The sequence below is a fragment of the Spiroplasma endosymbiont of Tiphia femorata genome (genome assembly GCF_964020225.1).
GTDB lineage: Bacteria > Bacillota_I > Bacilli_A > Mycoplasmatales > VBWQ01 > Spiroplasma_E.
In genome coordinates this window covers 1,547,926-1,561,902 of the sequence record NZ_OZ026544.1, presented here as the reverse complement: position 1 = coordinate 1,561,902, position 13,977 = coordinate 1,547,926, and the positions used below count along the sequence as shown (strand labels likewise).

Here is a 13,977-nt window from a genome sequence, read left to right as displayed (position 1 = left end):
TAATAAAAATATCTTTAAAGTTTTAAAGATATTTTTATTTATTTAATGTCAATAAGATATTACCTTTTTATTAAAATTTTTGATTTTAGTTTTTAAATTTTGGTAATTTATTAGAATTATCAATTTGTGAACCAATAGCAAATTCTTCATGACTTGTTACTTTATTTACATTTCATTTTGAAAGATCTTGGTTAAATGATTTGGCTTCTATGAACATTTTTCTCAAAGAAGTTATTTCTGGTGGTAATTAATTAGGTATTTTTTCAATTGTTCTTGGCATATTAACAACTTGAATTTCTCCTGATATATTTTTAAAAAATCCAATTTGACTAATTTCTTTACTATTTATCTTTGATAAATCTTTTTTCATTAGTTGTTATTTGTTTTCCGTTTTTATCAATATAAATTGTGTCTTGTTGTGTTTTATTTTCAATATAATTAGTTATAATATTATTTTTTGAATAAACTAGTTAAATTACCTGTGGTTGTTGCAAGTGTTAAAACACTTAATGTTTTGATTAATGTTTTCATTAAGATCTCCTTTTTTTGTTTTCCCTAATAACTTCTTAAGTTTAAGAAGTTAATTATAATTTAAGTTGTTTAAAAATAAATTCAATAAGTGTTTAGTTTATGATAGAAATAAAAAATAACTAATTTCATTAATGAAATTAGTTATTTTTAAATATAAAAATTTATTTAAATGGAGAACTATATGGATTGCTATTTGCCCTTCTTTCTCAATGAGAACAACTAGGTGTTTCATTAATTTTGATTTTATTAGTTTCATTCCATGAACTTTTTAACTTTTCACCAGTTTTTAAAACTGTATCAAAAAGTATACCAAAAGTTCCATCATGATAAACAGATGGTTCATTCATACGTACATGCTTTAATTTTTCAAATTCTTGACTTTTTAATGCTTCTCGTTGTTTTCTTTCTTCTTGACAATATGGTCTATTTTTTATTACTTCTATTTGTTTATAATTATTTATTCATATTTTTTCTTCTTTTCGCAATTTTTGTTCTAATGGTCTTATAGTATCATTTGTTTCAATTACTCGTTCTGCTTCTGTTCTTCAATTTATTTGATCTAATTTTTCTCATTCAAAATATATTTTTTGTTGTAAATATTTCCGATTTTCAGAAGAACTTTTCATTTTTCTTTGGCATTCTTCTATTTCTTTTTTATTTCCTTTAGTTAAATTTTTAAACATTTATGTTTCCCACCTTTTTAAAATAAAAACTCATTTACTTTAAAATAAAGTAATGAGTTTTTTATAAACTAAACATTATTTAGTTTTAATAAATTATATTAAAAAACTAAAAAAGGTGTTGATTAAACTTTTTTTAGAATATTTTTTATTTTCTTTAATTAGTATGAAAAGTTATAAAATTAAATTTAATTTTTAAAATAAAAAACTAGTCATTAAAAATATTAATGTTGTTACTAAATTAACAATATATTATAATAACTATTATTATTTAAAAAAAAGGAGAATATATGGAAAATAAAGAAAAAATTCCAACAGCTCATATCAAAGCTGCTCGTGATCAAATTGCAAAAGTAGTAATTATGCCAGGTGATCCATTACGTGCTCAATTTATTGCTTCTAATTTTTTACAAGATTGAAAACAAGTAAATAATGTTCGTAATATGTTAATGTTTACTGGAAAATATAAAGGATATAATATTACTATTGCTGCTAGTGGTATGGGTATGCCTTCAATTGGTATATATTCATATGAGTTATTTAAATTTTATGATGTTGACTGTATTATTCGTGTTGGTAGCGCTGGTTCATATCAAAAAGATGTTAAAGTTTATGATATTATTAATACTACTAAAGTATATAGTGAATCTACTTTCGCTAAATATGCTGCTAATATTGATGAAAATCAAATTGAATCTGTTGGTAATATTAGCAAAATTATTAATAAAGTGGCACAAAAAATTGATAATGAATTTGATCAGCAAAAAAATGAAAATTCTTCGTATATAGTAAGTGAAAAAATAAATTTAAGATCGGGTTTAATTCATTCAAGTGATGTATTTTATCGTATTAATGATAATGATTATAAAACTAATCCTTTAATTAGTAAATGCTTAGCAGTAGAAATGGAATCTTTTGCCTTATTTGCTAATGCAAAACATTTAGAAAAAAATGCGGCTTGTTTATTAACAATTTCTGATTCTTTTATTACCGGTGAATCAATTTCAGCAGCATTACGCGAAACTAGTTTTAAAAAAATGATGATTTTAGCTTTAGAATCAGCAGTTGCTTATTATAAAGAAGAGGATATTGATGATAATCTTAGCGATAGAAACTAGTTGTGATGAAACTAGTGTTGCTGTTATTAAAGATAAAAAGGTTTTAAGTAATATTATTGCTTCACAAATTAAGCTTCATCAACAATATGGTGGTGTTGTTCCAGAATTAGCAGCACGAGCTCATAGTGAAAATATTGCTACTGTCTTACAAACAGCAATTGAAAAATCTAACATTTCAATTATGGATATTGATTTTGTTGCTTATACTAATACTCCTGGTCTGGCTAGTTGTTTACACGTAGGTAAAATTATAGCAGAAACTATTGCTGCTTATTTAGAAAAGCCATTGCTTCCGTGTAATCATTTGTATGGACATTTGTATGCTTCTTTAATTAATAATGAATGAGAATTTCCAGTACTTGGTTTATTAGTTAGTGGTGGTCATACACAGTTGATGTTGGCAAATGAACATTTAAATTTCACTATACTTGGTCAAACATTAGATGATGCTGTTGGTGAATGTTATGATAAAGTTGCAAGAATGTTAGGTTTAAAATATCCGGGTGGTCCTGAAATTGAACGAAGTGCTAAATTGGGAAAGCCAACTTATAAATTACCATTACCTAAAAATGATAATAGTTTAGATTTTAGTTTTAGTGGTTTAAAATCAGCCTGTGCTAATTTGATAAATAAAGAAAAAGGTAAGTTACAATTTAATAATTTTGCAACTTCTTTTCAAACAACAGTTATTCAAGTATTGATTAATAAAATTGAATTAGCATTAAAAAAACATAATCCAAAAACTTTAGTTTTAGCAGGAGGAGTTAGTGCTAATCAGCAATTAAGATTAGCAGTATTAGATTTAAAAATTAAATATCCAAATTTAAAAATAATTGTTCCAAAATTAGAATACTGTACTGATAATGCAGCAATGATTGGTATTCTTGCAAGTTATCAAATTGAACATAAGTAAGGGTGAACTCATGATTATTGGTATTATTGGTGAAGCGGGAGTAGGTAAGACAACTGCTACAAATTTTTTTCAAAATAAAGGTGCGTATGTTATTTTTGTTGATAAAATTGTTAAACATATTTATACACTAAAAGAAACAAAAAAAGCATTAATTAATGAATTCGGTGATACTTTTATTAATAATGATAAAACAATTAATAAAATAAAATTACGGTATGAAGCATTTCAACACCCTCATATTTTACGTAAATTAGAAAATATTATTTGACCAAAAATGATAAAAATTGTTGAAGAAGATATTATTCGTAATAAAATACACCAAGAATTAATTGTTATTGATTGTGCAGTATTATTTAATGCAAATTTAAATTTATTAGTTGATAAAATTCTTTTAATTGAGGCTGAGGAAGATAAAAAAATCCAACGAATAAAAGAACGTGATAATGTTAATGATTTACAAGTTATTTCATTATTAAATCAACAAAAAAAATATTTAATTTTAAATAAAGATATTGATTTTATTGTTAAAAATAACGGTACTATTAATGATTTTATTAAACAATTACAAAAAGTTGAAAAAAAGTTATTAACAAATAAAGTATAGAGATTAATGTTTTTTTACTTTAAAAAACAATAGTAAAATATATTAAATTATTTTTGTATATTAAAATGAAAATTTTCATAATAAAAAAATTAAGAATAATTTTAAAATAGTTGAGGTTAAAAAAATACATAGTAATGTATTTATAAATTACCAAAATTGTTTTTCTTGTAGTAGAATATTTATACAACTAAATAACAAGGAACTTTAGATGTTCGGGAAAAAGATGAGAATTCTTTGCTGCCCCAGCAACTGTGATGTTGATGAACGTTACAAAACCATTGAAGATAAAACTTTGAGAAGGGTAACAAGTAAAATGAAGCTAAGCCAGTAGACCGGTCTAATTTTTTAAGTAATATTATATTCCTGGGTGTGAATTAATGATTATTTTTAATAATTGCTTTTATTTTTTAATATTTGTAATTTTAATAAAGTAATTTTTAATAATGACAACATCCTTTATATAATATAGGGGATGTTTTTAGTTGTGTAATTAAGTAGAGGGGTAATAATAAATGGCAAAAGATAACAAATATTTTCAACAATCACAGTCACCATTAGAATATATTATGAAAAATTTTAATGGAAAAATGCGGTCTGTAAATTGAAATGTAATCAATGATGAAAAAGATTTAGAGGTTTGAAACCGTATTACTCAAAATTTTTGGTTACCAGAAAAAATTCCTGTTTCTAATGACTTAACTTCTTGAAAAACATTAAATCCAAAATGACAAGAGTTAATAACAAGAACATTTACAGGTTTAACTTTATTAGATACAATTCAGGCAACAGTTGGTGATATCGCACAAATACCTAATTCTTTAACTGATCATGAACAAGTTATTTACACAAATTTTGCTTTTATGGTAGCAGTTCATGCTCGATCATACGGAACAATTTTTTCAACTTTATGTTCTAGTGAGCAGATTGAATCTGCTCATGAATGAGTAATTAATAATGAAAGTTTACAAGCCAGAGCACGTGCACTAATTCCTTATTATACAAGTGATGATCCTTTAAAATCCAAAGTAGCTGCCGCTTTAATGCCAGGTTTTTTATTATATGGTGGTTTTTATTTACCATTTTATTTATCTGCTCGTAGTAAATTACCTAATACTTCAGATATTATTAGATTAATTTTACGTGATAAAGTTATTCATAATTATTATAGTGGCTATAAATATCAAAGAAAAGTTGAAAAGTTACCAAAAGAAAAACAAGAAGAAATGAAAAAATTTGTATTTGATTTATTGTTTAAATTAATTGATTTAGAAAAGCAATATTTAACAGAATTATATCAAGAATTTAATTTAGCTGAAGATGCTATTAAGTTTAGTTTATATAATGCTGGTAAGTTTTTACAAAATTTAGGATATGATTCACCTTTTAGTGAAGAACAAACAAGAATTAAGCCAGAAATTTTTAATCAATTATCAGCTCGAGCTGATGAAAATCACGATTTCTTTTCAGGTAATGGTTCATCTTATGTAATGGGCATTACTGTAGAAACGCAAGATGAAGATTGAGAATTTTAATTTTAAAGGAGAAAAAAATGCATAATGATGTTGTAAAAGTTTCAAACCAAAAAATATTAAAGCCAGAGGGAAAAATTCATGTTGTTTATTTTTCTTCTTTGTCAAATAATACTCATCGTTTTATTCAAAAATTAGAGGTTTTGAATTCAAGAATTCCTCACGATTTACAAGAGGAAATTTTAGTTGATAAAGATTATGTGTTAATAACACCAACATATAGTGGGGGTGGTGATATTAAAGAAGGGGCGGTTCCTAAACAGGTAATTAAATTTTTAAATAATAAGCAAAATCGTAATTTTTGTCGTGGTGTTATTGCGTCGGGGAATACTAATTTTGGTGATACTTTTGCAATTGCCGGGCCAATTCTTTCAAAAAAATTAAATGTCCCACTATTATTTCAATTTGAATTATTAGGAACTAATAATGATGTATCAACAATAAAAAATATATTAGTAGATTTTTGAGATAAAGATAAAAAAAATACCAATGAAATAAATACTTTATCTGGAACTTTAGAAAGTGATGAATATGTTACTTTAAATGCTAGAGCAAAAACTACTAATAATGCACAATTTGATTTGCAAGCAGCACAATCTTATATGAAAAATCATATTAAACCAAATTTATTGCTTTTTAAAACCGTTAAAGAAAGAATAGAATATTTAGTAAAAAATCAATATTATGATGAAACAATAATTAATAAATATTCAATTACGGAAATTGAACGATTAACAAATGAAGCATACAGTTTTAATTATCAGTTTACGAGTTTTATGGGTATTTTAAAATTTTATAATTCTTATGCTTTAAAAAGTTTTAATGGTAAACAATATTTAGAAAATTATGAAGATAGAGTTGTTATGAATAGTTTATTTTTCGCTGATGGTAATATTGAACATGCTAGTAAAATTTTAAGACAAATTATGTCTGGTAGATTTCAACCAGCTACTCCCACATTTTTAAATGCAGGGAAAAAACAAAGAGGTGAATACACTTCATGTTATCTTTTACGAATTGAAGATAACATGGAATCAATTGCTCGCGCTATTACTACTTCATTACAGTTATCAAAACGTGGTGGTGGAGTTGCTTTGTGTTTAACAAATTTAAGAGAATTTGGAGCTCCAATTAAAAATATTAAAAATCAAGCAACAGGCGTTATCCCAGTTATGAAAATTCTTGAAGATTCATTTTCATATGCTAATCAATTAGGTCAAAGACAAGGTGCTGGGGCAGTTTATTTAAATGTTCATCATCCAGATATTATGTTATTTTTAGATTCAAAGCGTGAAAATGCAGATGAAAAAATTCGTATTAAGTCAATGTCTTTAGGAGTAGTTATTCCTGATATTACTTTTGAATTAGCAAAAAACAATGAACAGATGGCACTTTTTAGTCCTTATGATATTGCAAAAGTTTATGGTAAAGCAATGACAGATATTTCTATTACTAAAGAGTATTATAATATGTTAAAAAACTCTGAAATTAGTAAAAATTTTATTAGTGCTCGCAAATTATTTCAAATGATTGCTGAATTACATTTTGAAAGTGGATATCCTTATTTATTATTTGATGATACAGTAAATAAAAATAATGCTCATCCCGGTAGAATTGTTATGAGTAATTTGTGCAGTGAAATTATTCAAGTAAGTACAGCTAGTGAATTTAATAGTGATTTAAGTTTTAAAGAAATTGGTGAAGATATTAGTTGTAATTTAGGAAGTATTAATATTGCAAAAGTAATGGAAAGTGGAAGTGAATTTGGTGAGGTTATTTTTCAAGCAATTCATTCATTAGACCACGTATCAAGAAGTAGTGATTTTTCTAGTGCTCCGTCAGTTGCATATGGAAATAAAAAAAATCATGCTTTGGGTTTAGGCGCTATGAATTTACATGGATTTTTAGCAACAAATCATATTTTTTATGATTCAAAAGAAGCAATTGATTTTACTAATATTTTCTTTTATGTTATGGCTTATCATGCTTTTAGTGCTTCAAATAAATTAGCATTAAAATTTGGAAGTTTTGGTGGATTTAAAAATTCAAAATTTGCTGATGGTTCATATTTTGATAAATACATAAAATGTCAGTCAGATAAATGAACTCCTGAAACAAAAAAAATACAAGAATTATTTACAAAATATAACATTATGATTCCAACTCAGAAGCAATGAAAAGAATTAGTAATAAAAATTAAAGAAACGGGATTGGCTAATTCACATTTAATGGCAGTAGCACCCACTGGTTCAATTAGTTATTTATCTTCGTGTACACCAAGTCTACAACCGGTAGTCGCTCCTGTTGAGGTACGAAAAGAAGGGAAATTAGGTCGTGTTTATGTTCCTGCTTATAAGATTGATGATAATAATTTATCATATTACACTGAAGGTGGATATGAATTAGGTCCTAATCCAATTATTGATATTGTAGCAGCTGCACAACAGCACGTTGATCAAGCAATTTCTTTAACTTTATTTATTACTGATAAAGCGACAACTCGTGATTTAAATAAAGCTTATATTAGAGCCTTTAAAAAAGGTTGTTCATCAATTTATTATGTTCGTATTCGTCAAGAGGTTTTAGAGGATAGTGAAAATTATCAATGTAATGTTTGTGTTGTATAAATTAATTAGATTATTGAATAGTAGTTTCAAGTAAAAAATAAATTTGTAACAAATTTAGTAATATATTATTTATTTAATTTAAAAAATAGTGAAATTTTATTTTGGAATATAGGATTTTTAAAAAAAAATTAAAAAATACATAGTAAATTTTAAAATTAAAGTTATAATAATAATTGTAAAAAAAATAATTATTATAACTTTGGAGTGGTACTCAAGAGGCTGAAGAGGACTGATTGCTAATCAGTTAGGACGGGAAACTGTCGCGAGAGTTCGAATCTCTCCCATTCCGCCATTATTTAAAAAGCATTAATTGCTTTTTTTTACTTTTAAATAATAAATTTATTAATAATTAGATATAATTTAATAAAGAACTCTTTATATTAAGGAGAAATCATGCGTAAACGAGTAAACTTACTTTTATCATTAATCTTATATATTGCTTTGATTGCAACAATAGTTTTTGTTATATTTAATTATATTAAATATTCATGAATTATTTTGATGATAATTATTACTTTAACTATTTTAACTGGTATTATTATTTTCATTACCAATCGTATGCAAGATGCAAAACTATCATGAATTATGGTTACCTTATGTTTGCCAATCATCGGTATTTTTTTATATTGAACTTTTGGTCGTCCTTATCGTTATCGACGAAAACAAAAAGCTTATTTAAAAACAAATAGTTATTTTTATACCCAAGAAGATTGAACTTTTGCTAATTCAATTTTAGAATCAAAAAAAATAACTTTGAGTGAAGATACTTTATCTTTATTTAACTATACAACAAGAATTTCTCATCGACCATTTTATAATAATACTGATGTTCAAATTTTAAATAATGGTCCTAATAAATTTGTTAAATTAATTGAAGATTTAAAACAAGCAAAAAGTTATATTTTTATTAATTATTTTATTCTTGGTGAAGGGGAGCTATTAGAAGTAATTATTAATGTTTTAAAAGCAAGGATTGAAGCGGGAGTTAAAGTTTATATGATTTATGATGCTGTTGGTTCATATTTTAGTTTATCAAAATATAAAATATGAAAAATGAAAAAAATGGGAATTATTATTCATAAATTTTCACCAGTTAGATTACCATTTATGACAGGAAATTATAATTTTCGTAATCATCGTAAAGATATTATTATTGATGGGAATATTGGCTATGCTGGTGGAGTTAACTTAGCAGATAACTATATTTATCTTTCTGCAAAGTATGGCTTTTGAAGAGATACCCAAATTAGAATTGTTGGGGAAGCTGTTAAATCAATTGATTTAATATTTAGACAAGATTGGCATTTTATTACTGGTAATATTCTTGATATTAGTGCTGAAAAATCTGAAATAAAAATTAAAAATAATATTATTGTCCAAGTAATTGATGATGGACCTATTACTAAAGAAACAATTCAAAAAGATTTATTTATTAAATTTATTAGTAATGCTAAAAAGCGAGTTTGAATTAGTACTCCTTATTTAATTCCAACTAGCGATTTAATTACTGCATTGCGTAATAGTGCTTATTCTGGTGTTGATGTTAGATTATCATTACCCGGAATTACTGATAAATTTTTATCATTAGACATGTCAAGAACTTATTATGATTCATTGATTGAGTCAGGTGTTAAAATTTACGAATATAATAATGTTTTTAACCATTCTAAGTCTGGTATTTTTGATGATGATATTACTATTATTGGTTCAACTAATCTTGATTATCGTAGTCTTTATTCAGATCATCAAACTTTAGTAATTGTTTATGATAGTAAAACAAATAGTGATTTATCTGCTTCATTTGAAAAAGATTTTATTCATTCTAGTTTAATTATTAGTAATCCACTACTACATCGTAGTTTTGCCTATCGGGGTGTATTTTTATTATTGCTTAGAATTTTAGCACCATTATTTTAAAAAAATTTAGTATAATTAGGTAAATATTAATAATAAGGTGGTCATAATTTATGGGTTGAAGTCGACGAATTAAAAAAATTAAAGAATATTTTAGTGATGAAAATCAACCTAATTTGGATATTTCTAAATTATCAGAAGACAATGAAAAAAAAACTCCTTTTTTTAATAGGTTTAAAAAACAAAAAAAATCTAATAAATCTTCTACTTCAACGAATAATAAAAAACGTAATAATATTTTTTTAAATTTTAGAAGAAGATCAACTATTCAAATTATTAAACATTTAGAAAATAAAAATATTTTTAACTTATTTTTTTATACTGATGTTAGTAATATTACTTTAATATTAGAACAAGGAATTAAACCTTCTTCACAAATTAAATTATTGCCAAAGCAAGAATATATTGTTTGAACTTATTTAGAACATGCTACTTATTTAGAATTAGAGTTAGGTAATTCAACACGTCATTTTTTTTGAAAGTGATGTGCAGAGCAAAATGTTGATGTTAATAAAATAGCTATTATTTCTGTTGATATTCATAAACTATTTCAAAGCACTACTAAAGATTGAGGTTTAAATGTTGATACTAATCGTGTTCAAATATACGAAACAATTCCTGTTGAAGCTATTGATTGAATTTTGGTTAAAGATCGCAAAATGTTTCGTTTAGCTAAATTATATATTGATAATCAAAGACTAAAGTTAAAACTTTTCCAAGGAAATAATGGTAATATTACTTTAGGCTTTGATTAAATGGAGGTAAAATTATGCGTTGATCTGCAATTGTAATTATTGCTTTAATTCCTTTTATGACAATAATAATTATTTTATTTATACGTTTAAATCATCGTAATAATCAATATTATAATGTTATCCATGGTGATTTGTTAAGTTTAGTTCCATTGAAAATTGATTTAAAAAATGAAATCATTACTTTTTCTGAACGCTTAGAAGTTTTAAATCGTAAAAAACGAATTTCATTGTTTGTATTTAAATCAATGATGAATCGTAAAACTAAAGTAAAAATTGAAATTTTTATTCAAGATTTATTAGTGAATAAAGTTCCATTTGAGCCGTGTCATTTTTCTGTTTCCTTTCAATTAGGAAGTAAAGTTATTGTTTATGATTTATCAATTGATTATTTTGATAATAATAATAAAGTTTTGTATGGTCAAATGCAAAGTAATATTCGTTATAATCGTTTTGCTATTTCACAAGCAATTATTTTACAACAAAATGAGTTAACAGTGGTAAAGTCAGTTTTTGTACAAACTATTTTAGATAATTTTAGTCAAAAAAAATATAATAAAAAAATAAATAGTCAATTTGAATATATGATTTTAATAAAAATAAAAAATTATTTAGCATTAGAAAATATTTTAACTGTTAATAATATTGAACGAATGGAATTATTAATTTCATATTATAGTAAAATAACTTTAGGATTAGATAATACTATTATTTGTAAATATTATGATGGTCAGTTTTTAATTTATTCTAGAAATAAGAAAATAAATTTATATCGATTCCAAAAAAAAATAAATAGTTATATTAAACGTAATTTAGTAGAAAAAAGTAGTTATTTGCAGATTCAAAGTCAAATATTATGTGTTTATGCTTCAGTAAAAACTGATGCTTCAAATGTCTATATATTATATAATAAAATTATTGATAAGAATCAATTAGAAGTAGTACAAAGTAGAGACTTAATTGAAATCAAATTGAAGACAAATGATATTTTAAATTATCCCGATTATAATCATTATTCACTTCTACAATCAGAACAAATGGAAAAATTATTAAGTGTTAGTATTAGACCAGTATATAAAAGTGATAATTCAAATGAGCCAAATTGTTACTATGCTTGATGAAATTTTGTTAAAAATTCTTATTATGTTTCGTTTATTGTTTTGATGCGTAATATTCAAGATTCAGGATTGTGGTGAAAAGTAAATGAGCCTTTATTTATTCAAACATTTGAAAAATTTGCGAAATTAAAACAAGAAAAAAACCTTATTCTTCCTGTTAGTTTAATTGAGTTACAAGATAAAACTATTTTAACAAAGTTAATTGCTCTTGTTAATAAGAGAAAAAATCTTTTTGAAAATTGTGATTTAATTTTTGATTTTCAAGATATTGGTGAAATTAATAGTTGGAATAAGTATGATTCAATTATTAAAACTATTCGTAGTAATAAAATAAAAATTTCTTTTACTCATGATTTACGTCATATTGATAATTTTAAATTAATTAATCATTTTAAACCTGATTATGTAGTTTTAACTTCTAATTTATTAGAACAAGTTACTTTTAGTTTTAGTAAATATATTGATGTTATTATTTGTTTGCATTATTTAAGAATTTTAGGTATTAAAAATATTTTAGCTCGTGGTATTATTAACGTTCCTGAAATTATTGTTTTAAAAGGATTAAAGGTTGACTATTTACTAGGAAAAGTATTAGAATCAGAACAAGCAAATAAAGTGCTAGATGCTTTAAATTACCCAAATTATTGGAAGTGACATAAAAGTCAATCAACGAAAGGTGAATAGATCATTATGAATAATGCAAAGAATAAAAATATTACAGCAAGAGAGATTGATTTTGCCAAATGATATACTGATGTTATTAAGCAAGCAGAACTTTGTGATTATGGCGCAGAAAATGGTTCAGCAGCCGGTACCATTATTTTTCGTCCTCGCGGATATGCAATTTGAGAAAATATTCAACATTTATTAAATCAAAGATTTAAAATTTTAAATATTGAAAATGTAATGCTACCACTTTTAATTAGTCAAAAAGCATTTCAAGTTGAAAAAGATCATATTGAGGGTTTTGCACCAGAATGTGCAACTGTAACTAAAGTTGGAAATAATCAATTATCAGAGGAACTAATTATTCGTCCTACTTCAGAAGTTTTATTTTGTCGTCATTTTTCAAAAATAATTAGTTCATATAAACAATTACCATTATTATATAATCAATGATGTAATGTTGTTAGATGAGAAAAAAATACAAAACCATTTTTAAGAACTAGTGAATTTTTATGACAAGAAGGGCATACAATGCATAATAACGATGAAGAAGCAAAAAACTTTACATTAAAAATGATTAAGTTGTATGCTGATTTTGTTGAAAAACAATTAGCAATTAAAGTTATTGTTGGTGCAAAAACAATTCACGAACGTTTTGCTGGGGCAAAAATGACATATACAATTGAAACTATGATGCAAGATGGACAAGCATTACAAGCCGGTACTAGTCATTATTTTGGTCAAGAGTTCACAAAGGTATTTAATATTAAATTTAGTAATAAAGATAATAAACAAGAATTAGGATATCAAACATCATGAGGTGTATCGACAAGATTAATTGGTGCTTTAATTATGGCGCATAGCGATGATCTGGGTTTAGTATTGCCATCTACAATTGCACCGCATCAGATTATGCTTTTAAATTTATCACCTAAAAGTGATAAAGTTAAAATAATTGTTGAAAGAATATTTAAAATTTTAAGTTCTCATTTCCGAGTATTAATAAATGAAGATAATAAAAGTTTTTCTTATAAGAAAAGTGAAAGTCAAATTAAAGGTATTCCAATTACTATTGCAATTGGTGAGCAAGAAATTGAAAACCAAGTAATTAAATTAATTTTACGTCATAATTTAGATACTATTGATGTTGAAATTAATAATGAAAAACTATTAGTAACAACTATTATTAATCAATTAAATAAATTAAATAAAGATTTATTTAATAATTCACAAAAAAAATTAAATACAAGTTTAAAAGAGTTAACAGATTTCAATGAATATCATAAATTAGTTAAAATTCATAAAGGTTTCTTTATTGTACCTTTTTGTGATCAAATAAAGTGTGAAGAAGAAATTAAAAGTTTAACTGGTACAACATCACGTTGTATTCCTTTAGAACCGTATAAAAAACCAAGTAATTGTTTTAAGTGTCAAACTCCTAATAGTGTCTGAACTTATTTTGCAAGATCATATTAAAATTAGTAAGTTAAATAGAAATAAAATAGAGGAAAGATAATTATTTGTT

Annotated in this window: 12 protein-coding genes, 1 tRNA gene and 1 riboswitch; of the genes, 10 read left to right on the top strand and 3 right to left on the bottom strand. The window is 24.7% G+C overall.

The annotated features are described in order from the left end of the window. Positions 1 to 85 precede the first annotated feature (85 nt). The 3 genes from AACK83_RS09605 to AACK83_RS09595 form a co-directional block, all read right to left on the bottom strand. Positions 86 to 217, bottom strand: coding sequence for a BspA family leucine-rich repeat surface protein (locus AACK83_RS09605; protein ID WP_338958066.1), 132 nt, complete (start codon positions 215 to 217; stop codon positions 86 to 88). 30 nt (positions 218 to 247) lie between these two features. Next, positions 248 to 370, bottom strand: coding sequence for a hypothetical protein (locus tag AACK83_RS09600; RefSeq protein WP_338958064.1), 123 nt, complete (start codon positions 368 to 370; stop codon positions 248 to 250). Between the two features lie 322 nt (positions 371 to 692). Continuing rightward, complete coding sequence (locus AACK83_RS09595; RefSeq protein ID WP_338958062.1) at positions 693 to 1,214, bottom strand: hypothetical protein; 522 nt, start codon at positions 1,212 to 1,214, stop codon at positions 693 to 695. A 287-nt stretch (positions 1,215 to 1,501) separates the two neighbouring features. Here AACK83_RS09595 and AACK83_RS09590 point away from each other — a divergent pair, with 287 nt between their 5' ends. From AACK83_RS09590 to proS, 10 genes are all read left to right on the top strand, one after another. Beyond that, the gene (locus tag AACK83_RS09590; protein ID WP_338958059.1) at positions 1,502 to 2,329 is read left to right on the top strand and encodes a purine-nucleoside phosphorylase; all 828 of its coding nucleotides are present in this window, start codon (positions 1,502 to 1,504) and stop codon (positions 2,327 to 2,329) included. Beyond that, the gene (tsaD, locus tag AACK83_RS09585) at positions 2,304 to 3,242 is read left to right on the top strand and encodes a tRNA (adenosine(37)-N6)-threonylcarbamoyltransferase complex transferase subunit TsaD (RefSeq protein ID WP_338958057.1); all 939 of its coding nucleotides are present in this window, start codon (positions 2,304 to 2,306) and stop codon (positions 3,240 to 3,242) included. Before AACK83_RS09590 ends, tsaD begins: the two co-directional genes overlap by 26 nt. 10 nt (positions 3,243 to 3,252) lie before the next feature. Then, positions 3,253 to 3,846 (top strand): dephospho-CoA kinase, encoded by a 594-nt coding sequence (coaE, locus tag AACK83_RS09580; RefSeq protein WP_338958054.1) that lies wholly within the window; start codon positions 3,253 to 3,255, stop codon positions 3,844 to 3,846. Between the two features lie 189 nt (positions 3,847 to 4,035). Further along, a riboswitch (cobalamin riboswitch) is annotated at positions 4,036 to 4,201 on the top strand. A 157-nt stretch (positions 4,202 to 4,358) separates the two neighbouring features. Beyond that, complete coding sequence (gene nrdF, locus AACK83_RS09575) at positions 4,359 to 5,378, top strand: class 1b ribonucleoside-diphosphate reductase subunit beta (protein WP_252319910.1); 1,020 nt, start codon at positions 4,359 to 4,361, stop codon at positions 5,376 to 5,378. Between the two features lie 17 nt (positions 5,379 to 5,395). Then, positions 5,396 to 8,002 (top strand): class 1b ribonucleoside-diphosphate reductase subunit alpha, encoded by a 2,607-nt coding sequence (gene nrdE / locus AACK83_RS09570; protein WP_338958046.1) that lies wholly within the window; start codon positions 5,396 to 5,398, stop codon positions 8,000 to 8,002. A gap of 201 nt (positions 8,003 to 8,203) precedes the next feature. After that, a tRNA-Ser gene (locus AACK83_RS09565) sits at positions 8,204 to 8,294 on the top strand. Between the two features lie 101 nt (positions 8,295 to 8,395). Further along, positions 8,396 to 9,919 (top strand): cardiolipin synthase, encoded by a 1,524-nt coding sequence (gene cls / locus AACK83_RS09560; protein WP_338958044.1) that lies wholly within the window; start codon positions 8,396 to 8,398, stop codon positions 9,917 to 9,919. A 50-nt stretch (positions 9,920 to 9,969) separates the two neighbouring features. Beyond that, positions 9,970 to 10,671: an acetyltransferase gene (locus AACK83_RS09555; protein WP_338958041.1), complete on the top strand. Its 702-nt coding sequence runs from the start codon at positions 9,970 to 9,972 to the stop codon at positions 10,669 to 10,671. A gap of 14 nt (positions 10,672 to 10,685) precedes the next feature. Next, positions 10,686 to 12,470: a hypothetical protein gene (locus tag AACK83_RS09550; protein ID WP_252319918.1), complete on the top strand. Its 1,785-nt coding sequence runs from the start codon at positions 10,686 to 10,688 to the stop codon at positions 12,468 to 12,470. Between the two features lie 6 nt (positions 12,471 to 12,476). Continuing rightward, on the top strand, positions 12,477 to 13,928 hold the full coding sequence (gene proS / locus AACK83_RS09545; RefSeq protein ID WP_338958038.1) for a proline--tRNA ligase: 1,452 nt from the start codon (positions 12,477 to 12,479) through the stop codon (positions 13,926 to 13,928). The last annotated feature ends 49 nt before the right edge of the window (positions 13,929 to 13,977 follow it).